The organism is Paracoccus aerius (genome assembly GCF_014656455.1).
Lineage (GTDB): Bacteria > Pseudomonadota > Alphaproteobacteria > Rhodobacterales > Rhodobacteraceae > Paracoccus > Paracoccus aerius.
In genome coordinates, this window is sequence record NZ_BNCL01000003.1 from 1 (window position 1) to 22,402 (window position 22,402).

General features: G+C 66.7%; 27 protein-coding genes. 12 read left to right on the forward strand and 15 right to left on the reverse strand.

Going from position 1 to position 22,402, the window contains the following annotated elements; genetic code table 11:
* A partial coding sequence (locus tag IE224_RS04150) for a sugar nucleotidyltransferase (RefSeq protein WP_268246533.1) occupies nt 1–525 on the forward strand: 525 nt, incomplete at its 5' end.
* Here the strand turns inward: IE224_RS04150 and IE224_RS04155 are convergent.
* From IE224_RS04155 to IE224_RS04200, 10 genes are all read right to left on the reverse strand, one after another.
* Entirely contained in the window at nt 495–1,469 is a 975-nt protein-coding gene (locus IE224_RS04155; RefSeq protein WP_191308298.1) for a glycosyltransferase, read from the reverse strand. The two genes, IE224_RS04150 and IE224_RS04155, sit on opposite strands and share 31 nt — an antisense overlap.
* A 61-nt stretch (nt 1,470–1,530) precedes the next feature.
* Nucleotides 1,531–2,112 (reverse strand): hypothetical protein, encoded by a 582-nt coding sequence (locus IE224_RS04160; protein ID WP_191308300.1) that lies wholly within the window; start codon nt 2,110–2,112, stop codon nt 1,531–1,533.
* Between the two features lie 8 nt (nt 2,113–2,120).
* Nucleotides 2,121–2,846 (reverse strand): flagellar basal body L-ring protein FlgH, encoded by a 726-nt coding sequence (gene flgH, locus IE224_RS04165; RefSeq protein ID WP_191308302.1) that lies wholly within the window; start codon nt 2,844–2,846, stop codon nt 2,121–2,123.
* 9 nt (nt 2,847–2,855) lie between these two features.
* The gene (flgA, locus tag IE224_RS04170) at nt 2,856–3,269 is read right to left on the reverse strand and encodes a flagellar basal body P-ring formation chaperone FlgA (protein ID WP_191308304.1); all 414 of its coding nucleotides are present in this window, start codon (nt 3,267–3,269) and stop codon (nt 2,856–2,858) included.
* Nucleotides 3,269–4,054: a flagellar basal-body rod protein FlgG gene (gene flgG / locus IE224_RS04175; RefSeq protein WP_191308306.1), complete on the reverse strand. Its 786-nt coding sequence runs from the start codon at nt 4,052–4,054 to the stop codon at nt 3,269–3,271. The genes flgA and flgG overlap by 1 nt, the downstream gene beginning before the upstream one ends.
* An 11-nt stretch (nt 4,055–4,065) precedes the next feature.
* Nucleotides 4,066–4,782, reverse strand: a complete 717-nt coding sequence (locus IE224_RS04180; RefSeq protein WP_191308308.1) for a flagellar hook-basal body complex protein — start codon at nt 4,780–4,782, stop codon at nt 4,066–4,068.
* Nucleotides 4,783–4,785: 3 nt separating this feature from the next.
* Complete coding sequence (locus IE224_RS04185; RefSeq protein WP_167621081.1) at nt 4,786–5,052, reverse strand: flagellar biosynthetic protein FliQ; 267 nt, start codon at nt 5,050–5,052, stop codon at nt 4,786–4,788.
* Nucleotides 5,053–5,055: 3 nt separating this feature from the next.
* On the reverse strand, nt 5,056–5,340 hold the full coding sequence (gene fliE / locus IE224_RS04190) for a flagellar hook-basal body complex protein FliE (RefSeq protein ID WP_167621082.1): 285 nt from the start codon (nt 5,338–5,340) through the stop codon (nt 5,056–5,058).
* Between the two features lie 11 nt (nt 5,341–5,351).
* On the reverse strand, nt 5,352–5,744 hold the full coding sequence (gene flgC / locus IE224_RS04195; protein ID WP_167621083.1) for a flagellar basal body rod protein FlgC: 393 nt from the start codon (nt 5,742–5,744) through the stop codon (nt 5,352–5,354).
* The gene (locus IE224_RS04200; protein WP_191308310.1) at nt 5,744–6,130 is read right to left on the reverse strand and encodes a FlgB family protein; all 387 of its coding nucleotides are present in this window, start codon (nt 6,128–6,130) and stop codon (nt 5,744–5,746) included. The genes flgC and IE224_RS04200 overlap by 1 nt, the downstream gene beginning before the upstream one ends.
* An 85-nt stretch (nt 6,131–6,215) precedes the next feature.
* Here IE224_RS04200 and IE224_RS04205 point away from each other — a divergent pair, with 85 nt between their 5' ends.
* Both IE224_RS04205 and IE224_RS04210 read left to right on the forward strand, forming a co-directional pair.
* On the forward strand, nt 6,216–7,550 hold the full coding sequence (locus IE224_RS04205; protein ID WP_373305505.1) for a FliI/YscN family ATPase: 1,335 nt from the start codon (nt 6,216–6,218) through the stop codon (nt 7,548–7,550).
* A 110-nt stretch (nt 7,551–7,660) separates the two neighbouring features.
* Nucleotides 7,661–8,392, forward strand: coding sequence for a Crp/Fnr family transcriptional regulator (locus IE224_RS04210; RefSeq protein WP_167621086.1), 732 nt, complete (start codon nt 7,661–7,663; stop codon nt 8,390–8,392).
* Nucleotides 8,393–8,402: 10 nt separating this feature from the next.
* Here the strand turns inward: IE224_RS04210 and IE224_RS04215 are convergent, their stop codons facing one another.
* Together IE224_RS04215 and IE224_RS04220 are read right to left on the reverse strand one after the other, a co-directional pair.
* The gene (locus IE224_RS04215) at nt 8,403–9,236 is read right to left on the reverse strand and encodes an extensin-like domain-containing protein (protein ID WP_191308314.1); all 834 of its coding nucleotides are present in this window, start codon (nt 9,234–9,236) and stop codon (nt 8,403–8,405) included.
* Nucleotides 9,233–10,525 (reverse strand): L,D-transpeptidase family protein, encoded by a 1,293-nt coding sequence (locus IE224_RS04220; protein ID WP_191308316.1) that lies wholly within the window; start codon nt 10,523–10,525, stop codon nt 9,233–9,235. The genes IE224_RS04215 and IE224_RS04220 overlap by 4 nt, the downstream gene beginning before the upstream one ends.
* A 186-nt stretch (nt 10,526–10,711) precedes the next feature.
* Here IE224_RS04220 and IE224_RS04225 point away from each other — a divergent pair, with 186 nt between their 5' ends.
* On the forward strand, nt 10,712–11,959 hold the full coding sequence (locus tag IE224_RS04225) for a TRAP transporter large permease subunit (protein ID WP_202380104.1): 1,248 nt from the start codon (nt 10,712–10,714) through the stop codon (nt 11,957–11,959).
* On the opposite strand, the gene hutC is transcribed toward IE224_RS04225, so the two are convergent.
* Complete coding sequence (gene hutC, locus IE224_RS04230) at nt 11,956–12,711, reverse strand: histidine utilization transcriptional repressor HutC (protein ID WP_167621090.1); 756 nt, start codon at nt 12,709–12,711, stop codon at nt 11,956–11,958. The two genes, IE224_RS04225 and hutC, sit on opposite strands and share 4 nt — an antisense overlap.
* A 199-nt stretch (nt 12,712–12,910) precedes the next feature.
* On the opposite strand from hutC, the gene IE224_RS04235 reads away from it, so the two are divergent.
* From IE224_RS04235 to IE224_RS04255, 5 genes are all read left to right on the forward strand, one after another.
* Nucleotides 12,911–14,116: an MFS transporter gene (locus IE224_RS04235; RefSeq protein WP_229849239.1), complete on the forward strand. Its 1,206-nt coding sequence runs from the start codon at nt 12,911–12,913 to the stop codon at nt 14,114–14,116.
* Nucleotides 14,113–15,822: a glycosyl transferase family 90 gene (locus IE224_RS04240; protein WP_191308320.1), complete on the forward strand. Its 1,710-nt coding sequence runs from the start codon at nt 14,113–14,115 to the stop codon at nt 15,820–15,822. Before IE224_RS04235 ends, IE224_RS04240 begins: the two co-directional genes overlap by 4 nt.
* 22 nt (nt 15,823–15,844) lie before the next feature.
* A complete protein-coding gene (locus IE224_RS04245) occupies nt 15,845–16,324 on the forward strand; it encodes an ureidoglycolate lyase (RefSeq protein WP_191308322.1) in 480 nt (159 codons plus the stop codon).
* Nucleotides 16,321–16,953 carry a ribonuclease HII gene (gene rnhB / locus IE224_RS04250; protein WP_167621094.1) on the forward strand — a complete coding sequence of 211 codons (633 nt, stop codon included), beginning with the start codon at nt 16,321–16,323 and terminating at the stop codon, nt 16,951–16,953. The genes IE224_RS04245 and rnhB overlap by 4 nt, the downstream gene beginning before the upstream one ends.
* Before the next feature lie 117 nt (nt 16,954–17,070).
* Nucleotides 17,071–18,177 carry a site-specific DNA-methyltransferase gene (locus IE224_RS04255; RefSeq protein ID WP_229849240.1) on the forward strand — a complete coding sequence of 369 codons (1,107 nt, stop codon included), beginning with the start codon at nt 17,071–17,073 and terminating at the stop codon, nt 18,175–18,177.
* A 95-nt stretch (nt 18,178–18,272) separates the two neighbouring features.
* Here the strand turns inward: IE224_RS04255 and leuD are convergent, their stop codons facing one another.
* Nucleotides 18,273–18,878, reverse strand: coding sequence for a 3-isopropylmalate dehydratase small subunit (leuD, locus tag IE224_RS04260; protein ID WP_191308326.1), 606 nt, complete (start codon nt 18,876–18,878; stop codon nt 18,273–18,275).
* 71 nt (nt 18,879–18,949) lie between these two features.
* On the opposite strand from leuD, the gene IE224_RS04265 reads away from it, so the two are divergent.
* Entirely contained in the window at nt 18,950–19,552 is a 603-nt protein-coding gene (locus IE224_RS04265) for a hypothetical protein (RefSeq protein ID WP_191308328.1), read from the forward strand.
* 40 nt (nt 19,553–19,592) lie between these two features.
* Here IE224_RS04265 and leuC read toward each other — a convergent pair whose 3' ends face one another.
* Complete coding sequence (leuC, locus tag IE224_RS04270; protein ID WP_191308330.1) at nt 19,593–21,029, reverse strand: 3-isopropylmalate dehydratase large subunit; 1,437 nt, start codon at nt 21,027–21,029, stop codon at nt 19,593–19,595.
* Between the two features lie 444 nt (nt 21,030–21,473).
* Between leuC and rsfS the strand changes: the two genes are divergently transcribed.
* Both rsfS and rlmH read left to right on the forward strand, forming a co-directional pair.
* Nucleotides 21,474–21,839, forward strand: coding sequence for a ribosome silencing factor (gene rsfS, locus IE224_RS04275; protein ID WP_167623345.1), 366 nt, complete (start codon nt 21,474–21,476; stop codon nt 21,837–21,839).
* A 13-nt stretch (nt 21,840–21,852) separates the two neighbouring features.
* Complete coding sequence (rlmH, locus tag IE224_RS04280) at nt 21,853–22,320, forward strand: 23S rRNA (pseudouridine(1915)-N(3))-methyltransferase RlmH (protein WP_191308332.1); 468 nt, start codon at nt 21,853–21,855, stop codon at nt 22,318–22,320.
* Nucleotides 22,321–22,402 lie beyond the last annotated feature (82 nt).

Sequence of the window (22,402 nt, forward strand, 5' to 3'; positions counted from 1 at the left end):
TTGCCCGAACTGCTGAAGGCGGCAGGCGGGCGTGACAGCGGCGGCACGGTCTTCGGCTATCGCGTGGCCGATCCGGAACGCTACGGGGTGGTGGACTTCCAGAGCGACGGCCGGGTGCGGGCGATTATCGAGAAGCCGGACCTGCCGCCCTCGAACTTTGCCGTGACGGGGCTTTACTTCCTGGACGGCACCGCGCCCGAGCGCGCGCGCCAGGTCCAGCCCTCTGAAAGGGGGGAGCTGGAGATCACCACGCTTCTGGAAAGCTATCTCCATGACGGCAGCCTGACGGTGGAAAAGATGGGCCGCGGCTTTGCCTGGCTGGACACCGGCACCCATGGCAGCCTTCTGGATGCCGGCAACTTCGTGCGTACCCTGGAAAAGCGCCAGGGCCTGCAAACCGGCTGCCCCGAGGAGATCGCCTTCGAGGCCGGCTGGATCACCGAGGATGCCCTGCGCGAACAAGCGCAACGCTTCTCCAAGAACGCCTATGGCCGCTACCTGATGGGGCTGCTGGGCCCGCACTGACGCAGCCGTCCCGCAAGCGCCGCCGCATACAAGGCAGCAGTTCCCGTCCCCGTCTGACGGTAAAGCCCAAGACGGGCCAATTCCTTTGCCGCGACCGGCCCCGGTCTTTGCAGCAGTGCCCCGAACCTATCCAGGATCCGCCGGTTCTCCGGCAGGAGTTCCGATCGGACGACCTGCAGGGCAGCGTGATTGGCCGCAAGCCAGGCGCCGTACTCTCCGGCCAGCAGCATCCCGACGCGTTGCGACAAGGCCTTGACAGTATCGTTGCGCCCCATGACGCTTTGGGGGTGCTGGCGATAAAGCAGGGCCGGGACTGCGTCATGGATCAGTGCAGCACCCGCACCTGCGGTGACCTGATAGGCCCACCAGTCATGCGCCTCCAGGTCGTGCTGCTGCGCAGGGCCCACGCAGCGGCGCAGGATCGCGGCCGCCGGGGCATTGAAGACCGATGTATTGCCCGCCATGATCGCCTGAACCAAGGCGTTCCGGAAACCGAGGGGGCGGCGGAAATGCCGCGATGGGGCCAGGGGCCGCAGGTCATGGTCGGCGATCACGGTGCGCGCGGCGTAATGCGCAGGGCCTTGGTGATGAGACAGCGCGGCCAGGGCGCGGGCCAGCTTGTCGGGGAACCAGACATCGTCCTGATCGGAAAAGGCGATTGGGCCATCGGGCGCGATCGACAGCAGATGCAGGAAGTTCTGCGTCGCCCCCCGGCTGGGGCCGCGAACGATCCGGACCTGGCCGGCAGGACGTGACGCCGCGAAATCCGCGATGATCTTCGGCGTCCCGTCATCCGATCCGTCGTCCGACACGATCAGCTGCCAGTCCCGGTGAGTCTGCGCCGCGATGCTGTCCAATTGCGCGCCGATGAACCGCGCGCCGCGATAGCTGGCCAGCAGGATCGTCACGGGCGCGTCGGGATCGGTTCGGGTCTGGCGGTCCACCGGCATGTCCTTGAAATGGGCAGGGCCGGTTTCTGCCCTGCCGCCCCTGCGGATGCAACCATCAGCCCGCCTGGCGTGCGATATCCTCGATCAGGATGGCCTTGACCGGCAGGCTGGTGGCGGCCTGGGCTGCCTTTTGCAGACGTTCCCGCAAGGGTGCCAGCCGGGCCTCGGCGGTGAAATTGCCGTCGAAGCCGCCGGTATTGGCGTGGATCAGCAGCTCGCGCAGCAGTGCATCCCGCAGGCGATGTTCCTGCTGCTTCATCGCGGCAAGCTCGGCGCCGCCCGTCTCGATCGTCAGGGTCAGGATCATCACCGCGCCCATGTCGCCATTGCGCATCAGGGGCACGAAGAACTGAGTCGGGAAGGTGAACCAGCCTTCCGCGGACACCGGGGCATCGCCATGTCCGTCGCCACCGCCATGATCCCCGGCAGCCGCGTGGCCTTCTGCCGCGGCGGGCGCGGCATGGTCCGAGGAGCCTTCGGCGCCATGATCTTCGGCTTTTGCGGCGCCGTGCCCGTCATCCACGGGGGATTGGGCGGCATGGTCGGCCGCTTGGGGCGCGGGACGCAGCATGTCGCCGGCGGCGACCCCCCCGGCCAGCGCCACGACCGGGATCAGCATCGGCAGGAACTTCTTCATGAACGACCTCAGTAGGGCAGGATCACGTCGGCGATCTGCTGGCCGAAGCGGGGTTGCTGCACATCGGTGATCTGCCCGCGCCCGCCATAGCTGATGCGCGCGCCTGCAATGCGGTCATAGGCGATCTCGTTGCTGCGGTCGATGTCGGCGGGGCGGACAAAGCCGCTGACGGTCAGTTCGCGCAGTTCATAATTCACGCGCACCTCTTGCGTGCCTTCGATCTGCAGGGTGCCGTTGGGCAACGTGTCGATGACGGTGGCAGCGACCCGCAGGGTCAGCTTGTCGCGCCGGGTGATGTTGCCGCTGCCCTTGTAGGTCGAAGACGACTCGGCCTCGGCCAGGTTGTCGAAGCTGGCGCCATCGGGAAGTTCCCGGTTCAGGCGCTGCGGGATGCCGATCATCTGCGGGATCGAGACGCTTTCGCCCGACTGGCGGCTGCGCCCCGAAGTGTTGGTCATCTGCGCCTCGTCGTCGATCTCGATCACCACCGTCAGGATGTCGCCACGCGTTGCCGCCCGCCTGTCGCTGATCAGGGACGAGGTGGTTCCGGCCCACAGCGACGCCGCGGCCTCGGGTCGGCCCGAATCCACCGGGATCTCCAGCGGCGGATTGGTCATGGCGATGAACTCCTCGCTGTTGCGCGGAGAGGTCAGGCTGGGCGGCTTGCCCATGTGATCGGCCCGCGCGCAGGCCGAGGCGGCAATGACAAGGCAGAGAAGGGGAATGGGTTTCATCGGTGGTCCTTACTTCATCGCCACAAGGCTGCCGTCCGGCTGGACGACGGCGCTGATCGTGGCACGGGATTCGAGGTTCATGACGCGGATCACATCGCCCGCCGCGCCGTCCGCCAGGGTCCGCGCAGTGGTGACGATGCGCAGGCTGCCCCGCTGGAAGACCAAGGGATGCATCTGGTTGCGCGCGATCAGCTTGGGCGCTTGCAGCAACGACGCCTGCAACGGGCGGCCTTCGTGGATCGTGATGCGGGTCTGCAACCCGATCGCCTGCGAGGGATCGGACAGGCCCGGCCGGTCGCCGTCGATGGCGCGGATGTCGGCCGGGGTGATGATGGTGCCCGCGGGAAGGGTCCGCGCTGCCGCCAGAACCGCTGCGGATGCGGGCAGGGGCACCAAGGCCAGAAGAAGAACCAGCCACCGCATCAGCGCACCTGCGTGGTGGCCGCCAGCATCTGGTCGGCGGCGGTGATGACCTTGGCGTTCAGCTCGTATCCACGCTGCGCCTTGATCAGCTCGGTGATCTCGCGCACGGAATCGACCGAGCTATCCTCAAGGTAACCCTGCCGCAGCGTGCCCAGGCCTTCCTGGCCTGGCGTGGTCACCTGCGGCGTGCCGGATGCCGCGGTTTCCAGGAACAGGTTCGATCCGACCGCCTCGAGCCCCTTTTCGTTGGAAAAGCCCGCAAGGGTCAGCTGCCCCAGCAGTTCCGGTTCGACCTGGTCGCTGAAATAGGCGAAGACTTCTCCCGCCGCATTGATCGAGATCGAGCGTGCATCGTCCGGGATGGTGATCCCCGGTGCGACCGCATAGCCGTCCGAGGTCACGATCAACCCGTCGGGCGAGCGTTTCAGCCCGCCGTCGCGCGTATAGGCCGAGATGCCCGAGGGCAGCGTCACCTCGATATAGCCGTCGCCGTCGATGGCCAGATCCAGGTCGCCCCCGGTCTGGGTCAGCGCACCCTGCTGCAGGTTGATGCTGACGGCCGTGGGCCGCACCCCCAGGCCCAGCTGGACGCCGGCGGGGATGACGGTGCCGTCGGCGGCGGTCACGGTGCCGGGGCGGGTTGCCTGCTGGTAATGCAGGTCCGCGAATTCCGCGCGGCGGGCGTTATAGCCGGTGGTGGACATGTTGGCGAGGTTGTTCGAGATGACCTCGACCCGGGTCTGCTGCGCGCTCATGCCGGTGGCGGCGATCTGCAGGGCTCTCATGGCTGGTCCTTTCAGCGGGTCATGCCGGAGATCGCGCTGCGGATGCGCTGATCTTCGCGGTCAAGGAAGGATTGGCCCAGTTCGTAGGCGCGCTGGACCTCGATCATGCGGGTGATCTCGAAGACAGAATCGACATTCGATTCCTCGAGGAAACCCTGGCGGATGCGGGCGTCATCGACAGGCTCTGGCTGCTGGTCGGTGGTGAAGGCGGTGCCGCCCTTGTGGGTCAGTTGCGCGTCCTGGGGGGCGGTGAAGATGCCGATCTTTCCGAAGGCCACGCCATTCGCGGACATGGTGCCGTCCGCGCCCACTGCGACGCCACTGGCGCCCGCCGGGACCACGATGGGCGCCATCCCCTCGTCCAGCAGGCGAAAGCCGTCGGCGGTCATCAATTCGCCTCCGGCCGAGGGCAGGAAGGCCCCGGCGCGGGTCAGGCGGTTGCCGTCCGGGGTTTCGACCAGGAAGAAGCCCTCGCCTTCGATGGCAAGGTCATAGTTTCCGTTTGTCTGGGTCAGCACGCCCTGGTCCAGATCCAGCGTGCGGCCGCGGGCATGGGCCATCGACAGCGTGTCGCCGCTGCGGTCCAGCGCCGACAGATGCTCGGCGAAGATCACCCCTTCCCGGCGAAAGCCGGTGGTGTTCGCGTTGGCGATGTTGTTGGCCACCACCCGCATCTCGGCCATCAGCCCGGCCTGGCGGGTCAGAGTCGCGTAGATCGCGTTGTCCATGGGTCAGCTTCCCGCGATTAGGGGGATGATCTGCCCCAGATAGAAATCGGACAGGGCGGTGGTCATGAAGCTCATCGAGACCCAGAAGACCCCAAGCATCAGCCCGACCTTGGGCACAAAGGTCAGCGTCATTTCCTGGACCGAGGTCAGCGCCTGGAACAGGCCGATCACGACGCCCGCGATCAGCGCCACCGCCAGCATTGGCGCGGAAATGCGGACCGAGATCAGCAGCGCCTGGCGCAGCATGTCGAACAGCAGCGTTTCATCCATGGATCACACCGGCATCCGCAGGATTTCCTGATAGGCCTCGACGACCTTGTCGCGGATGGCGACCACCGTCTCCATCGCCATTTCGGCCTCGGCGATGGTCTGGACCAGGCGGTGTGTTTCCACCTGGCCGGTCATGGCGCCGGTCGCGACCTGATCCACCTTGCCCATCTGGGCTGCGAAATCCTCGGCCGCGTTGGAAAGGGCTTGGACGGCGGGGCCGGGCTGGCCGGGTGCCACGGCGGTGCGGGCGGCGGAATAGGCAGTGGCTGCATTCAAACTGGTGAACATGGGCGACCTTTCTAGCGGCGCAGAAGTTCCAGAAGGGACGCGCCCATCTGGCGCGTCTGCTCGAACATTTTCAGGTTGGCTTCATAGCTGCGGCCCGCCTCGCGCGAATCGGCGATCTCGATCACCAGATCCACGTTGGAGCCCAGGTAATAGCCGTCCTCGTCCGCCAGGGGATGCGAGGGGTCGTAAAGGCGCGGCAGCTCGCCCTGGTCCAGCCGCACCTTCGATGCCTCGACCTCTCCGCTGGGGCGGCCGAAGCGGACGGCCTCCTCGAAGGTGACCAGCTTGCGGCGGTAGCCGGGCGTGTCTGCATTGGCGATGTTCTCGGCCGTGTGGCGCAGGCGTTCGCTTTGCGCGCGCATCCCGGAGGCGGCCAGGTGCAGGGCGGAAACGGGACGATCCATCACGCCCTCCGCCCGATGCTGGTGCGCATCAGGTCCAGCGCGGAACTGTAGATGCCCAGCGACAGATCATGGCCGCGCTTCACCTCGGCCGCCTTCAGCATCTCCTCCTCCAGCGAGACCGAGTTGCCGTTGGGCGAGACGCCGGTTTCGTCGCCCGTCTGACGGGTGACGGGCGACCATTCCGGAAGGGCCAGGTGGCGCGCATTGGTGGTTCGCAGCGGGGTGGTTTCCGCGCTGCGGTAGCTGTCGGCAAAGCTGGCCGTGTCGGCTGCCTTGAAGCCGGGCGTATCGGCATTGGCGATATTGCGGGCCACGACAAGGTGCCGCTGGCTGGCATGGGCACCCAGGGCACGGGCCATGCGCATCATTTCGATCTTTTCAAACATGAGGCTTCTCCTCATTGGCGATAACCCGGTCTTAACCCCGATTCGTTTAGAAACCGTTTGCGGCTGGAAAAAACGGATGGCGGACATGGATCACCTGACTTCGATCGCGGCACGGATCGGCGATCTGCGCATGACGCGCCACTTTGGCCGGGTGCATTCGATGCAGGCGGGATTGATCCGGGTCGAGGGGCTGAACAGCCATGCCTCGGTCGGGGACAGGGTGCTGATTTCGCTGCAAAAGGGCCAGGTCGCGGGCGAGATCGTCGGGCTTGCGCCGCGCCATGCGGATGTGCTGCCCGAGGGCGATGCCGAAGGGCTGTCAGTGGGGAACGAGGCCGAGTTGCTGTTCGCGCCCACCATCGCCCCATCCGACGCCTGGATCGGCCGAATCATCGACCCGCTGGGCCAGCCCCTGGATGGCCGCCCGCTGCCGTCGGGGCTGGCGCCGCTGCCCTTCCGCCGCGAGGCCCCGCCCGCCGTGCGCCGCAAGCGTCTGGGCGCGCGGCTGCCCACGGGGTTTGCGGTCTTCGATACGCTTCTGCCCTTGGTGAAGGGCCAGCGGATCGGGCTTTTCGCGGGATCGGGCGTGGGAAAGTCCACGCTGCTGTCGGGTCTTGCCAAGGGCGTTCAGGCTGATGTCGTGGTCATTGCCATGATCGGCGAACGCGGGCGCGAGCTGCGCGAATTTGTCGAGAAGACCCTGGGGCCGGACGGCATGGCCCGGTCGGTGATCGTGGCCGCGACATCCGACCGCTCGCCGTTGATCCGGCGGCGCTGCGCCTGGGCCGCGATGGCGGTGGCCGAGCATTTCCGCGACCAGGGGCGCCATGTCCTGTTCCTGGCCGATTCGATCACCCGCTTCGCCGAGGCGCACCGCGAGATTGCCTTGGCAGCGGGCGAGCCGCCCAGCTATCGGGGCTTTCCGCCCTCGGTTTCGAACCTGATCATGGCGCTTGCCGAGCGCTCGGGTCCGGGGTTGGAGGGGGCGGGCGACATCACCGGCATCTTCAGCGTGCTTGTCGCCGGGTCTGACATGGAGGAGCCGGTGGCCGACATCCTGCGCGGCACGCTGGACGGCCATGTGGTGCTGGACCGCACCATTGCGGAACGCGGCCGCTTTCCGGCCATCGACGTGGTCAGGTCCGTGTCCCGGTCACTTCCCGATGCGGCCACGGCGGAGGAGAACCGGATGATTGCCAAGGCCCGGGCGGCACTTGGCGCCTATGCGGAATCCGAGCTTATGATTCGCGCGGGTCTTTATGCACCAGGGGCCGATCCCAAGCTGGACGAGGCGGTCAAGCTGTTCCCGCAGTTGGACGATCTCGTCACCCGCCGCACCCCGGGCGTCGCTGAAAGTTTTCAGGAACTTGCGGCTTCGTTGCGGGTTCAGGGCCACTCTCGCCAGACCGGACGGGGGTGACTTGTCGCGCAAGCGGCTGAGTTCGCTTAATGAATGTTAGACCGGGATGTCGGCCATTGCGTAGCGCAGCACGATTTGCAACTGTCCCGTGCCTTAGCAAGGGGACGGAATTGGCGATCACCGAGTATTTTGTCCGCTATCTTGAACAGCGAGACGAACTCTCTCCCCAGGATCTGGCGCGGCTCAGGGCAATCCGGACCGAACATGCCAGCTTCGCTGCCGGAGAGGTGATTGTTCCGGCAGGCAGCGTCCCGTCGCGCAGTTGCATGATGCTGCGCGGGATTTCGGCGCGGTCGAACCGGCTGGTCGGGCGGCCGGATCACCGGGTCATCACGGCCCTTCAGGTGCCCGGCGATTTCGTGGACCTGCACGCATTCGTGCTGTCGAAGCTGGATCATTCCATCATCGCCGTCGGCCCGGTCGAGGTCGAGTTCATCGACCACGCCGAATTGCTGGAGATTTCCCGGAACTTCCCGCATCTGAGCAGGCTCTTGTGGATGGCGACGCTGATCGATTCGGCGATCCATCGGCAATGGCTGGTGGCTGCCGCATCCCTGCGGTCAAGCGCGCATCTGGCGCATCTCTTGTGCGAGATCTACACGAGGCTGAATGCCGTCGGCGCGGCCTCGGATGGCCAGTTCCAGCTGCCGCTGCTGCAACGCGAACTGGCCGACATTCTTGGATATTCCCCGATCCACGTGAATCGGGCCGTCCGCGATCTGCGGGATCGCCAGTTGATCCGCTGGACGGGATCGGACATCACCATCACCGACTGGAAGGGGTTGTCGTCATTGGCGCGGTTCGACCCGTCCTATCTGGACCTGGAACGCGTCAGGCGCTGATCGATCGCCGTCACTGGCAAAGCCGCCAACCACCACGCCGGACCGCGACATCGAAATGCAGGTGGTCGTCATGGGCCTCGTTCGAGCCGGGGCCGAGAACCGTCGTGAAGAACAGGCACCCCGCCGCACGAACGGCGCGCTGGAACGCCTCGGGCAGATCGCCTGATTCCGTGCGTGGCTGGATTGCCAGCGGCTCTTGTCCGTCAAAGACGAAAGCCGCGATGTCGATGGCATTCCCTAGGGCGTGTTCCGACAGCTTGGGCTTCTCGGCGCCAGTGCCGATGCGCGGGCGGCAGTCATAGGTGGTGCCCAACTGCAGCGCCACGACCCGGGGCGCACCAGGCAGCATGGCGGATGCCGGGCGCAGGAAGTCGCGCGCCCAGAATCCAAGCGCACGGGCGGTATCGCAGCGCATCACCGCACCCCCTTCAAGGGTCAGGTCCGGCAGGATCCGTTCTACCCGGATGGGTCGGGCAATGCCGCAGTCGGCATCCTGGGGGTCGGAAAGGGCAGGTTCCTCGGAATAGGCAGCGCCCAGGTAGGACAGCGCGAGCTTGCAGGCAGCATAGTCCGCATCGCTTTCACGCAGGGTGAACCAGCGGGGAGGGGCAGGGGGGCCAAAGGCCTCGGCCTGCTCGGGGGGCGGGTCGCCTTGTGGTTTGGGTGCGTCCGCCGCCGATGTCTCGTCCTCGTCCTCGTCCTCGACTTCGGGACGGGCCGGCGGCGCGGCGGGAAGGGGCTGCGTTTCGATCCCTTCCGGCCGCTCCGGCGGGCGGTCCTGTGCCTGGGCCGGGGCCAGGTGGCACAGGGCCAGGACGCCCAGGGCCGGCCCCCAGCGGATCACGGTTGTTCGTCCACGGGGGGAACCACGAATCCGCTGGGCAGGGCGCCGGTCAGGGCGTCCGTCAAGGGATCCGCGGCGGGCGCCAGGGCATCGGCCTCCTCCTCGGAGGTGTTTTCATAGACAGGCTCGGCCGGGGCGCGTTTGGCGGCCAGGGGGTCCGTATAATCCAGGGGCGCGGCGGCGGGGGCGGTCTGGGCAGGTTCGGCCACGGCTGTTGCAGGCGCCGCCGGTTCTGCGGGCGTTGCCGGTTCCGCAGGGGCGGCAGCGGGGGCCGCACCTGTCGCCTGGGCAATGGTCACGCCCTGGGGCAGGAACTCGACCACGGTGCTGCCTGTGCTGACCATGCGGGCCAGTTCCTCGGCGTCCCAGTTGGTCAGCCGGACGCAGCCCATCGACTGGTTGCTGAACAGTTGCGACGGGGTCGGCGTGCCGTGGATCCCGTAGGTGGGCTTGGACAGCCCGATCCAGACCGTGCCCACCGGGGCGTTCGGGCCTGGCGGGACCACCAGCACCTTGTCATTGTCGCCCTGCTGGAAGTTCTTCTTCGGATCATAGGTATAATTGGGGTTCAGCGCGACCGTCTTCACGCTGTGCGTCCCCGAGGGCGAGGGCGTGGCCGAGGATCCGATAGTCGCCGGATAATCGACCAGCAGCCGGCCGTTCGCATCATATCCGGCCACCCGGCGCGTGTTCACGTCGACCAGGATCCTGGCGACGCTGCCGCGCATCCGGTTGCCCGTATCGACGACCCTAATCGTGTTGCCGGGCACCAGATCCACTCCGGGATTGAGAAAGCCGATGAACTTCTCGTCCATGTGGAACCGCTCGCCCAGGCGTTCGGCGACGCTGGTATGGGCCATGGCAGGCATCTGCGCCTTTTCGGCGTAATCGGTCGGGATCGCATCGACCAGGCCCTCGGCATCCTCGGCGGTGATGGTATAGTCCTTGGTGGCGGGCAGGGCCGCAAAGGATTGCAGAAGGTTCCAGACATGCGGATCCATCACCCCGTCGATGGGCAGACCCGAGCGTCGTTCGAAGGCCATGATCGCGCTCTGGCTCATGCCGCCCTTGAAGCCGTCGATCACCCCGGGCGAAATCCCCGACCGATCCAGAAGGACCTGCACCTTTGTCGTCAGCGCCGACCGCCCCTTGGGCAGGTCGCCCCCGTCATAGGTCGCGGCCTCGATCTGGGCCGCGGTGAAGGGCGTGTCTGTCTGCGCGGCCGCGGGCGCGGCTGACAGCGCCGCAAGAACAAGGGCGAGCGGGATTCGAAGGGTGAATCGCGGCATGAAACTCTCCGTCGGGATAGGCGCAGCATTCAGGGTCTTGCGCGAAATCGCCAGATAGACCGGCAGTCACATTTCGGTCAATTCCAGTTTGAGTTTGCCTGGGGCCGGCACTAGCCTGCCGGCTCGGCAGCAGGTCCGGGGGCATGGGATGGGGCGAGACAAGGCGGCAGGCCAGGCGGGCACCGCATGGAGATGATGGGGCTTGCCGTCCTGGCCGCGGTCGCCGTTCTGGTCGCCCTGCACATGCCTGTGGCGCTGTCGCTGATCCTGTCCGGTGCCATCGGCCTGGCCGTCCTGGGTGCGGGCGGGCAGATCCCGGACCAGCTATGGGCCCTGCTGGCGGCCCCCGATCTGGCGGCGGTCCCGTTGGTCCTGTTGCTGGGAAACATTGCCTTCCATGGGGGCTATGCCACGCAACTGCATGACGCCGCGGCGGTTCTGCTGCAAGGCCGGCGCGGCGGCCTGGCCTTGGCGTCGATCCTTGGCTGCGCGGGCTTTGCCGCGACCAGCGGATCCTCGGTCGCTTGCGCGGCCACGATGGGGCGGATCGCCGTGCCAGCGATGGGGCAGGCGGAATATGATCCGCGCCTGGCCGGATCCTCGGTGGCCATCGGCAGCACGCTGGGGGCGCTGCTGCCGCCATCCATGCTGCTGATCCTGTGGGCGCTGCTGACCGGCACGCCTTTGGCGCAGATGTTCATGGGCGCCCTGCTGCCGGCCGCCTTGTCGTTGGCGGGAATGGTTGCAACGGTGCTGTGGTGGGTCCAGCGCGACTTGGAGGCCGGACCGGCTGCGCAGATTCTCCAGGTGCCGCGCGGCGCGGCGATCCGTGCGGCATGGCCTGCGCCGGTGCTGCTGGCGATCCTGCTGGGCGGGATCGGCTTCGGGCTTCTGTCCCCTGTCGCCGCACTGGGTCTTTGCGCCGGGGTGATGCTGGCCCTTGCGCTGGGCAATGGTCGCCTGACGGGCGAGGCGCTGCTGTCGGTGCTGCGCGATTCCATCCTGCAGGCGGCGATCACCCTGCTGATGCTGGCAGGCGCGCGCCTGGTCCTTACGGCCATGGATCTGTCGGGACTGCCGGGGATGCTGGCGGTGGAGGCAGGCGCCTTGCCCCTGCTGGCCGCGGTCATGCTGCTGGGCCTGGCTTGCGTTGTCCTGGGCCTTCTGGCCGAACCGGCGCTGATCCTGATCCTGGCGCTGCCCTTTGCCCTGGGGATCGGCGCGGCGCATGGGCCGGGGCCGGTCTGGTCCGGCATCGTGCTGATCAAGCTGGTCGAGATTGCCTTGATCCTGCCGCCCCTGGGGCTGAACGCGGTGGTTGTCGCGACGGCCGCCCGCATCCATCCCCAGGCGGTTTTCGCGGGTCTTGGCCGGTTCCTGTTCCTGGACCTTCTGGTCCTGACCGCCCTGGTGATGTTCCCGGCGCTGGCCTAGTCCTCGGATACAAGGCGGTGCTGCGGCGGATAGAACTGGCGCGCAAAGGAAACAGGGGTCGTGTCGGACCAATTCGTGCGTTCGATGGTCAGCACCGCCGTGCCTTCGGCGATGCTGAGATTGCGTGCGCAATCGCCCGTGGCGGCATCTGCCAGGATCGAGAACCGTCCATGCGTCAGGGCCACCTTCGCGGCCAGCCATTCATGCGCGGACTGCCCTTCGACATCGTCACGGGTCATGGCTGGCAACAGCGCAGGGTTAAGCCAGATCGCCTCGCAGCAATGCGGAACGCCGTCGGCTGCATACTTGGCCTTGATCAGCAGCAGCGGCTGCGTGGGGGGAACCTGAAGCGCGCGTGCGGCCAGGGGCGTCGGAAGCTGCGACCCGAAGCCCGTCAGTTCATAGGAATAGGCCGCGCCTATCCCCTCGATCTCGGTCCGCACGGCCGGCATGTCCAGGACCGTCTTGCGGGCCGAAGTCGCCGCGACACGGGTGCCGACCTTGCGCCTGCGCTCGATGATGCCGCTGTCGGCCAATTCGCGCAGGGCGCGGTTCACGGTCGCCCGTGCGCAGCCCAGGCTTCGCGCAAGTTCCTGTTCGGTCGGAATCAGTTCGCCGGGCGGCCATTCGCGGGACCGGATCCGGTCGAGCACGTCAGCCCTGACGGACTGCCAGGTGTTCATGCGTCTTCCGCCCCCCGCCGCGCCCGAAGCACGCAGCGACCGGACGAGGTTGCCGGGAATCTTTGCCATAGTTAACTTTGTTACTCGAAACACAATCCTTCCCAATGTCGGGTCTGGTCCCCGGTAAGGGAAGCTGTCCAAATCGTCAGTCGGCGAGATCTGCCGGATCCGCGTTGTTTTGCCGCAGATCGACGCAGAACCGGGCCTGCATCCGCTTGCGCCCGCCGTTGCGGCTGGTATTGCATCATATGCAGATACGCGGGGGGTCATGATGCGCGCCGAAGTCCCGACAGCCAATCCGACACTTGCGACCGGCACGGCCTGGGGCATCCTGACGGCGATCAGCCTGTGCCACATGATCAACGACGTGATGCAGTCGATGCTGGCCGCGATCTATCCGCTGCTGCAGGTCGAGTTCTCGCTGACCTATGCCCAGATCGGGGTGATGACCTTCGCCTTCCAGGTGACGGCATCGCTGCTGCAACCGCTGATCGGGATGGCGACAGACAGGCACCCGCAGCCCCGTTCGCTGCCCTTCGGCATGGCCTCGACCTTTTGCGGGGTGCTGCTTCTGGCATTCGCGCATCATTACGGGATGCTGCTGGCCGGGGCGATGCTGATCGGCGTCGGCTCGGCCGTGTTTCATCCCGAAAGCTCGCGCGTGGCGCGGCTGGCATCCGGCGGGCGCTTCGGGACGGCGCAGTCGCTGTTCCAGATGGGCGGCAATTTCGGGCAGTCGCTGGGCCCGCTGCTGGCGGCCTTTATCGTCGTGCCGCTGGGTCGCCCGGCGGTCGCCTGGTTCGCCGTGGCCGCAGCCCTCGGCGGGGCGCTGCTGTGGCATGTGGGCAGCTGGGCCGAAGGCCGCCGCCGCGCCGCAACTGCGCGGCCCGACACCACCCTGCGTTACCCGCGCAACCTGGTGATCCGGGCCATTGCCGTGCTTGCGGTCCTGACCTTCACCAAGAACATCTACACCGCCTCGATGAGCAGCTATTTCACCTTCTTCACCATCGAGAAGTTCGGCCTGGGCCCGCAGGGCGCGCAGATCATGCTGTTCCTGTTCCTGGGCGGCATGGCCGGGGGCGTGATCCTGGGCGGCATCGTGGGCGACCGGATCGGGCCCTTGCGGGTCATCTGGTTTTCCATCCTGGGCGTCCTGCCCTTCACGCTGCTGCTGCCCCATGTGGGGCTGGCGGCAACCGGGATCCTGGCGGTCATCATCGGGCTGATCCTGGCATCGGCCTTCCCGGCCATCGTGGTCTTCGCACAGGAACTGGTGCCGGGCCGCACCGGCACGATCGCTGGCCTGTTCTTCGGCTTTTCCTTCGGCATGGGCGGCATCGCCGCCGCCGCCCTTGGCGTGCTGGCAGACGCGCGGGGGATCGAGACGGTGTTCCTGCTCTGCTCGTTCCTGCCGATCCTCGGCGTCCTGACGATCTTCCTGCCGCGGCCCGGTCGCCTGATCGGCGGATGACCGAAGGGCCGCTGTTCTTCCACATCAGCCCCGACGGCTGTGGAGATGCGCGCCTTGCCCGGCTGTTCCGCCGCAACGGCCATGCCGCCGTCTGCCATGACAACGGGCGGCTGGCCGAGGACATCCTGTTCGCCCGCGCCACAGGCGGCGATCCGCTTCAGCCCTGGCCTGATGCGGTGCTGTTTTCGGGTCTTTACCGCCACGCCCCCCATTGGCGTCCGCCGTTGGAAGCGTGGCGGCAGTTCAGCTGGCTGGCGGACCGTTTCCCGCAGGCGCGCTTCATCCTGGCGCTGCGCGATCCCGAAAGCTGGATCCTCGACCGCCTGACGCGCGACGGCGGCGCAGTGGCGCGTTGCCATGCCCATCATCGCGGCTGCACCACCGCCGACCTGCCCGACCTGTGGGAGGCTGACTGGCACGCCCACTTGGCCGCCGTCGATGTTTTCTTCGGCACGGATCCCCGGCTGATCCGCGTCGATCTGGACAAGGAAATCCCGGCCGATCTTGCAACGCGGTTGGCGCCCCTGCTTCGGCTGGACGATCCGGGCGACCAACAGGCCTGGTTTCCCCCCACGCGTCCGGCGCCTGCCGACGTGCTCTCCTTGCTGGCCCAGCCCCCTGCCGAGGAAATCGATCAGGACTATGTTAGGGATGTGGCGTCCTTTTGCCTGCGGGGCGTGGGGCAGGGGGAGGGAGGGGATGCCGAGGTTTCGGAATATTTTTCCACGTGGGATGGCGAGGCGACGGTCGCTAACCGCCACGGCAGCCGCCGCCGCATCTGCGTCCTGCCGGGAACGGGCGCGGTTTCGGCCCCCGACCGGCATTTCAAGCTGATCCGGGCCGAAGGCGTCGTCAACGACGCCCTGCGCCTAGGCCGCGCCATGCCCCTGCGCATCGACATGGAGGATTCCCGCTGGTTCGGCAGCCCCCAGGGCCAGCCGCTGGCCGCGCCGACATTGTGCCACAACCGCCGGGCTGGGGCACAGAACGCGGTCCTGTGGCCGCTGCCCGACCAGCACAGCATCGGACTGCCGGGCTTCGATCCCGATGCCGCCCCCGACCCGGTCCCGTGGGAGGAGAAGCTGGACCAAGTCGTCTGGCGCGGCATGATCTCGGGCAGTGAGATGAGGGGCGGCATCAGGCCGGGCGCGGCCTCGCACGCGATTCTGCGGGACTTGGCAGCGGCGGGCGATGACCCGGAACGGCGGCAGGCCGCCTGGGGCCGGCTGTGCAACACCAACCGGCTGGCCTTCGTGCGGCAGTGGTGGGGGCATCCCGACTTCGACCTGGGGGTGGTGATGGCATGGCGCTTTCGCGACTTTGCCCGCGACCCGCTGATTGCGCCCTATTGCACGCCCCGCCAGGACAGGGCCTTCTTCCACCGCTTCCGGTATCAGCTGTGCCTGTCGGGCTATGATCACGGGTCGAACTTCATGGGCGCGATTGATGCCCAGTCGGTGCTGCTGGCCGAGGACGACGGGTGGGAGGTGTTCTATTCCGGCCGCTTCCAGCCGTGGAAACACTATATCCCGCTGGAACGCTATTGCGGCGACATCGAAGAAAAGCTGGTTTGGGCACGCAGGAATCCCCAGCAATGCAAGGCCATGTCCGCCGCCGCGCGCCATGAAGCCGCGCTGCTGCGCAAGCCTGCCACGCGACGGGCGATCATGGCCCGCATCCTCGACGGGCTGGCCGCCGCAGGCTAAGTCTTGCGTGCAGGAGGAAGCCATGACCACCATCCGCATCGAACCCATCACCGCCGAAGCCTTCGCCCCCTTCGGCGATCTGCTGACACCCCGCGCCACGCCGGACCGCATGATCAACGCGGGCCGCTGCGAACGCCACCACGCGCTTGCCACGGTGGAACGCGCAGGGGGCGAGGCGATCATCTCGATCTTCCGGTCGGAAGCGGTCAGCCTGCCCTATGACTGCACGCTGCTGGAACGCCACCCGCTGGGCAGCCAGGCCTTCATGCCGCTGGGGCCGGATGCCTGGCTGTCGGTCGTGGCCCCGGACGAAGGCGGCAGGCCCGGCGCGCCGCGCGCTTTCCTTGTGTCTGCCGGCATGGGCGTGAACCTGCGGGCGGGCGTTTGGCATGGCGTGCTGACGCCGCTGGACAGGCCCGCCGATTTCCTGGTCGTGGACCGCGAAGGCGAAGGCGTGAACCTTGAAGAGGTCACCATCGCCCCTGTAACCATCACCCCATGATTCTGCCCGATTTCAGCCTTGAACTGGCCGCCCTGTCGCGCGGAGCCCGACACGTGGCCGGCGTGGACGAGGTCGGCCGCGGTCCCTTGGCCGGTCCCGTCACCGCCGCCGCCGTGGTGCTGGACCCGGACAACATCCCCGACGGGCTGAACGATTCAAAGAAACTGACGGCCAAGCGGCGCGAGACCCTGGCGGAATGGCTTGCAGCCAACTGCGACCATTGCGTCATCCACATCGGCGTCGACGAGATCGACCGCCTGAACATCTACCATGCCTCGCATCTGGCGATGTGCAAGGCGGTGGCAGGTCTGCGCACCCGGCCTTGCATGGTGCTTGTGGACGGGAACCGCGTGCCCCGCGACCTGTCCTGCCCGGGCGAGGCAATCGTCGCAGGCGACGCGCGTTGCGTGACGATTGCCGCCGCCTCGATCCTGGCCAAGGTGGCGCGCGACCGGCTGATGGTGGATTTGGCGCAACAACATCCCGGATACGGCTGGGAATCAAATGCAGGATACGGGACGCCCGCGCACAAGCAGGCTCTGCTAGATTTGGGCGTCACCCCCTATCATAGGCGTTCGTTCCAGCCGGTCCACAACATCTTGTGTAAAGCCCTAGAGGCAAGCTGTTGATTCAAAAAAGAAATTGACGCCGATTCGGGTCTGAATCATCTTGTGCGGATACCAGACCGGCAAAAAGCCGGCAAATCCCCCCCTGAGGCGAAGATGATAAAGACCAAGGATCAGCGCATGGCAGCCGCGCGACCGTTACCCCTGAACCAGATTCTGGCCGGCGATTGTATTGCGGTGATGAACGCGCTTCCCGAAGCCAGCATGGACCTGATCTTTGCCGACCCGCCCTATAACCTGCAATTGCGGGGCGACCTGCACCGGCCCGACAATTCCAAGGTCGATGCGGTGGACGATCACTGGGACCAGTTTTCCAGCTTCGCCAGCTATGACGCCTTTACCCGCGACTGGCTGGCCGCCGCGCGCCGGTTGCTGAAGCCCAACGGCGCGATCTGGGTGGTCGGCAGCTATCACAACATCTTCCGCGTGGGGGCCGAAATCCAGAACCAGGGCTTCTGGATCATGAACGACGTGATCTGGCGCAAGTCGAACCCCATGCCGAACTTTCGCGGCAAGCGGCTGACGAACGCGCATGAAACGCTGATATGGGCCGCGAAATCGGAATCGTCCAAATACACCTTCAACTACGAGGCGCTGAAGTCGCTGAACGAAGGCACGCAGATGCGGTCGGACTGGGTGATCCCGATCTGCAACGGCGGGGAACGCCTGAAGGACGCGGCGGGCGACAAGGCCCATCCGACCCAAAAGCCCGAGGCGCTGCTGCACCGCGTCATCATCGGCACGACCAATCCCGGCGACGTGGTGCTGGACCCGTTCTTCGGCACCGGCACCACCGGCGCGGTCGCCAAGATGCTGGGCCGCGACTTCATCGGGATCGAGCGCGAGGGAGCCTATCGCACCGTGGCCGAACGCCGCATCAGCCGCATCCGCCGCCTGGATGCCGATGCCTTGGCCACCACCCGCGCCAAGCGGTCCGAACCGCGCATCCCCTTCGGCCAGGTGATCGAGCGCGGGATGCTGCGCCCGGGCGAGGAGCTTTATTCGATGAACAACCGCCACAAGGCCAAGGTCCGCGCCGACGGCAGCCTGATCGGCAATGACGTGAAGGGATCGATCCACCAGGTCGGCGCCGCCCTGGAAGGCGCGCCATCCTGCAATGGCTGGACATATTGGCATTACCGCCGCGAAGGCCGGATGATCCCCATCGACATCCTGCGCCAGCAGATCCGCGCCGAGATGGAAGGCGAGGTTTCCCGCCCGAACTGAGATCCATGGTTCGCCTGGTTCCCCCGGCTGCCGCCAGGGGAGAACCGCCTAGCCCCGCCACGATTGCTGGCGGGGCTTTTTTCGCCGCGGCGTGCTCAGACCCAGGGCCGGGCCTGCGCCATCTGCGTTTCGAAGCTTTCGATGCGCGGCGCCTTTTCCATGGTCAGGCCGATGTCGTCCAGCCCGTTCAGCAGGCAATGCTTGCGGAACGGGTCCATCTCGAAGCTGAAGACCACCCCGTCCGATGAGGTGACGGTCTGGTTTTCCAGATCCACCGTCATGCGGGCATTGGCGCCCTTGCGCGCATCTTCCATCAGCACGTCCACCGCGTCCTGCGGCAGGACAATGGGCAGGATGCCGTTCTTGAAGCAGTTGTTGAAGAAGATGTCGGCAAAGCTGGTCGAGATCACGCAGCGTATCCCGAAGTCCAGCAGCGCCCAGGGCGCATGTTCGCGCGAGGATCCGCAGCCGAAATTGTCCCCGGCCACGATGATCTGGGCCTGCCTGTAGGCAGGCTGGTTCAGCACGAAATCGGGGATCTCGTTCCCGTCTCGGTCATAGCGCATCTCGTCGAACAGGTTCACCCCCAGCCCTGACCGCTGGATCGTCTTCAGGAACTGCTTGGGGATGATCATGTCGGTGTCGATGTTGACCAGCGGCATGGGCGCCGCGATGCCGGTCAGGGTTGTGAACTTGTCCATGTGTCCTCTTGGCTTCTGCTTTCCCTTGCCCCGGGCTACTGTGCCCGCGTCCGGCAGGGGAGAATGTTGGCGTGACGGTAAGTGAATTGCAGGGCTGCGTGTTGCAGCGGTGGTCGCCCCAGATCGGTGATCCGGGGTTGACCGGCTGGCTGACGGTGCTGGCCTATGCGGCCTGCACGCTGCTGGCCCTGGCCGTGTGGCGGCGGCTGAAGGGCCAACGCGGCCGCGCCTTCTGGGTGGTCCTGTCGCTGCTGCTTGCGGCTTTGGCGGTCAACAAGCAACTGGATCTGCAATCGGCGGTCACGGCGGCGGGAAAATGCCTTGCCCGCGCGCAGGGCTGGTATGACCAGCGCCGCGTAATGCAGGTGCTGTTCATCGGCGCGGTGGTTGCCGCTGCGCTTGTGCTGCTGGTCAGCATGACCGCCAGCCTGTGGGGCAGGCTTCGTTACAACCTGATGGCTGCGATCGGCCTGACCCTCGTGCTTTGCTTCGTGCTGGTCCGCGCCCTGAGCTTCCACCATTTCGACCGCCTGATCGGCACGACGAACTTCGGCGTGACGAACAATTTCCTGTTCGAGAATGCCGGGCTGGTCCTGATCGCCGTCAACGCAACCTGGCTTTTGGCGCGCAAGCGCGTTCCGTCCCGGCGCAGTCCGGCCGCGCGGGCCGGCTGATCGGGTCAACCGGCGCCCCGCCATGCAGGGGCTGGCCATGTCAGGCCAGTTCCCGCGACAACTCCCGCACGTCGACCAGATGCCCGGCCACGCCCGCCGCCGCCGCCATCGCTGGCGACATCAGATGGGTGCGGCCCTTGTAGCCCTGGCGGCCTTCGAAGTTGCGGTTGCTGGTCGCGGCGCAGCGTTCGCCGGGGGCCAACTGGTCGGGGTTCATGCCCAGGCACATCGAACAGCCTGCAAGGCGCCATTCGAAGCCCGCCTCCTTGAAGACCGCGTCCAAGCCTTCTTCTTCGGCCTGGGCGCGGACAAGGCCGGATCCCGGTACGACCATGCCGCGCACACCGGGCGCCAGCCTGCGCCCGCGCAGGATGTCGGCGGCGGCACGCAGATCCTCGATCCGGCCATTGGTGCAGGACCCGATGAAGACCGCGTCGATGGCAATGTCGGTCAGCCGGGTGCCAGCCGTCAGGCCCATGTAGTCCAGGCTGCGCCTGGCAGCCTCGACCTTGCCGCCGGTGAAATCCTCGGGGGAGGGGACGGTGGCGGTGATGGGCAGCGCGTCCTCGGGGCTGGTGCCCCAGGTGACGGTGGGGGCGATATCCTCGCCGCGAAGGGTTACGACCTTGTCCCAATGGGCGTCGTTGTCGGAAAACAACGTCTTCCACCAGGCAACCGCCGCTTCCCACTGGGCGCCCTTGGGCGCATGGGGGCGGCCCTTGACGTAATCAAAGGTGGTCTGGTCGGGCGCGATCAGGCCCGCGCGGGCGCCGCCCTCGATCGCCATGTTGCAGATCGTCATGCGGCCCTCCATCGACAGGTTGCGGATCGCCTCGCCGCAGTATTCGATGACATGGCCGGTGCCGCCGCCGGTGCCGGTCTTGCCGATGATCGCCAGCACCACGTCCTTGGCGGTGACGCCGGGGGCCAGCCGGCCGGTCACCTCGACCTTCATGTTCTTCGACTTCTTCTGGATCAGCGTCTGGGTGGCCAGCACATGCTCGACCTCGCTGGTGCCGATGCCGTGGGCAAGCGCCCCGAAGGCGCCGTGCGTCGCGGTATGGCTGTCGCCGCAGACAACGGTCATGCCGGGCAGGGTCCAGCCCTGTTCGGGGCCGACGATATGCACGATGCCCTGGCGGATGTCGTTGACCGGGTAGTAGACCACGCCGAAATCGCGCGCATTGCGGTCAAGCGCGTCGACCTGGATGCGCGATTCCTCGTTGTCGATGCCTTTCTCGCGGTCCCAGGTGGTCGGAACGTTATGATCGGGCACGGCAATCGTGCGCTCGGGGGCGCGGACGGTGCGGCCGGTCATGCGCAGTCCTTCGAAGGCCTGCGGGCTGGTCACCTCGTGGACCAGGTGGCGGTCGATATAGAGAAGGCAGGTGCCGTCATCCTGGCGGTCGACGACATGGGCGTCCCAGATCTTGTCATAAAGCGTCCGCGCGGAGGCGGATTTGGGCTCAAGGGTCATGGCTGATGGCTTTCGGCTGTGATGGGATCGTGGCGGACGGATCGGCTGCGGCAGGACCGCAGCCCGTCACAGTCGCGCCGTCACGCCGCGCGTTTCGCCAAAGAACCGCGAAGGCAGGCGCGCGCGGTCATGGATGTCGAAATAGATGAACCCGGACATGGCCGATGTTCTAGGCCGCTTTCCCGCGCCACGCAATATTCTTGAGCCGCGGCACCGGCGGCCCTGTTCCGCCTTGCCATCCCGGTCGGGGCGGTCCAAAGCGTCCCATCGCACATCCCAGAAAGCGGAATCGGGCCGGGAACATTGAGATGGTCCGAAAAGTTGCTATCTTTGATCCATCCCCTGCGCCGGGGGCGATCGGCGCGCTGACCGGAGGATACAACCCTGTCACAAGACGTCTCGCCGGCCACGGGGCCGGCAGCGACCGCCGCCGCCGGGCATGATCTGACCAGCGACCAGATCCTTGCCCGCGTCCTGTCCTCGCTTGACGACGACAAGGCCGAGGACATCGTCACGATCGACCTGCGTGGACGGTCGGCCATGGCGGATCACATGGTGATCGCATCGGGCCGCAGTTCCCGCCAGGTGGGCGCCATCGCCGAAAAGCTTGCCGACCGCATCAAGCAGCTGACCGGCCGCACCCCCCGCATCGAGGGCAAGGACACTGGCGACTGGGTGCTGATCGACACGGACGACGTGATCGTCCACGTCTTCCGCCCCGAGGTCCGAGAGTTCTACCAGCTGGAGAAGATGTGGATGCCCGCCGACGCCCTCAGCCGCGTCCGCGACCAGGCCCGCCCCGCGCATTAAGCCGGGCGGGTTCATGCGCATCGACATCGCCGCCGTCGGGCGGCTGCGCAAGGGTCCAGAGGCCGCGATGGTGGCCGATTACCTGGACCGATTCGCCAAGGCCGGCCGCAGCCTTGGCCTTCCCTCCATCACCCTCACCGAAGTCGAGGACAAGCGCGGCGGCGGCATGGCTGCCGAGGCCGAACTGCTGGGCCGCGCCATCCCTCCGGGGGCGGCACTGGTCTGCATGGACGAACGCGGTGACCAGCCCACCTCGCCCGAGTTCGCGCGGCGGCTGGCGGCTTACCGGGACGGGGCGCGCGATCTCTGCTTCGTGATCGGCGGCGCGGACGGGATCGACCCGTCGCTGCGGGCGCGGGCAGATTGGCAGATCAGCCTTGGTCGCATGGTCTGGCCGCATATGCTGGTGCGCGTGATGCTGGCCGAACAGCTTTACCGCGCGGCCACGATCCTGGCCGGATCCCCCTATCACCGGGAATGAAGGGAAAAGTGGGGCGGGGGCTGTCTGCCCCCATCTCCTGCGGCGATTCCCCCGAGGATCCTTGCGCAAAGGTGAAGCGGCG

Excerpts from the sequence above, each read along its gene's own strand:
- IE224_RS04160 (WP_191308300.1), bottom strand. The coding sequence starts at position 2,112 with ATGAAGAAGTTCCTGCCGATGCTGATCCCGGTCGTGGCGCTGGCCGGG.
- flgH (WP_191308302.1), bottom strand. The coding sequence starts at position 2,846 with ATGAAACCCATTCCCCTTCTCTGCCTTGTCATTGCCGCCTCGGCCTGC.
- flgA (WP_191308304.1), bottom strand. The coding sequence starts at position 3,269 with ATGCGGTGGCTGGTTCTTCTTCTGGCCTTGGTGCCCCTGCCCGCATCC.
- flgG (WP_191308306.1), bottom strand. The coding sequence starts at position 4,054 with ATGAGAGCCCTGCAGATCGCCGCCACCGGCATGAGCGCGCAGCAGACC.
- IE224_RS04180 (WP_191308308.1), bottom strand. The coding sequence starts at position 4,782 with ATGGACAACGCGATCTACGCGACTCTGACCCGCCAGGCCGGGCTGATG.
- IE224_RS04185 (WP_167621081.1), bottom strand. The coding sequence starts at position 5,052 with ATGGATGAAACGCTGCTGTTCGACATGCTGCGCCAGGCGCTGCTGATC.
- fliE (WP_167621082.1), bottom strand. The coding sequence starts at position 5,340 with ATGTTCACCAGTTTGAATGCAGCCACTGCCTATTCCGCCGCCCGCACC.
- flgC (WP_167621083.1), bottom strand. The coding sequence starts at position 5,744 with ATGGATCGTCCCGTTTCCGCCCTGCACCTGGCCGCCTCCGGGATGCGC.
- IE224_RS04200 (WP_191308310.1), bottom strand. The coding sequence starts at position 6,130 with ATGTTTGAAAAGATCGAAATGATGCGCATGGCCCGTGCCCTGGGTGCC.
- IE224_RS04205 (WP_373305505.1), top strand. The coding sequence starts at position 6,216 with ATGGATCACCTGACTTCGATCGCGGCACGGATCGGCGATCTGCGCATG.
- IE224_RS04220 (WP_191308316.1), bottom strand. The coding sequence starts at position 10,525 with ATGCCGCGATTCACCCTTCGAATCCCGCTCGCCCTTGTTCTTGCGGCG.
- IE224_RS04225 (WP_202380104.1), top strand. The coding sequence starts at position 10,712 with ATGGAGATGATGGGGCTTGCCGTCCTGGCCGCGGTCGCCGTTCTGGTC.
- hutC (WP_167621090.1), bottom strand. The coding sequence starts at position 12,711 with ATGGCAAAGATTCCCGGCAACCTCGTCCGGTCGCTGCGTGCTTCGGGC.
- IE224_RS04235 (WP_229849239.1), top strand. The coding sequence starts at position 12,911 with ATGATGCGCGCCGAAGTCCCGACAGCCAATCCGACACTTGCGACCGGC.
- IE224_RS04240 (WP_191308320.1), top strand. The coding sequence starts at position 14,113 with ATGACCGAAGGGCCGCTGTTCTTCCACATCAGCCCCGACGGCTGTGGA.
- IE224_RS04245 (WP_191308322.1), top strand. The coding sequence starts at position 15,845 with ATGACCACCATCCGCATCGAACCCATCACCGCCGAAGCCTTCGCCCCC.
- rnhB (WP_167621094.1), top strand. The coding sequence starts at position 16,321 with ATGATTCTGCCCGATTTCAGCCTTGAACTGGCCGCCCTGTCGCGCGGA.
- IE224_RS04255 (WP_229849240.1), top strand. The coding sequence starts at position 17,071 with ATGGCAGCCGCGCGACCGTTACCCCTGAACCAGATTCTGGCCGGCGAT.
- leuD (WP_191308326.1), bottom strand. The coding sequence starts at position 18,878 with ATGGACAAGTTCACAACCCTGACCGGCATCGCGGCGCCCATGCCGCTG.
- leuC (WP_191308330.1), bottom strand. The coding sequence starts at position 21,029 with ATGACCCTTGAGCCCAAATCCGCCTCCGCGCGGACGCTTTATGACAAG.
- rlmH (WP_191308332.1), top strand. The coding sequence starts at position 21,853 with ATGCGCATCGACATCGCCGCCGTCGGGCGGCTGCGCAAGGGTCCAGAG.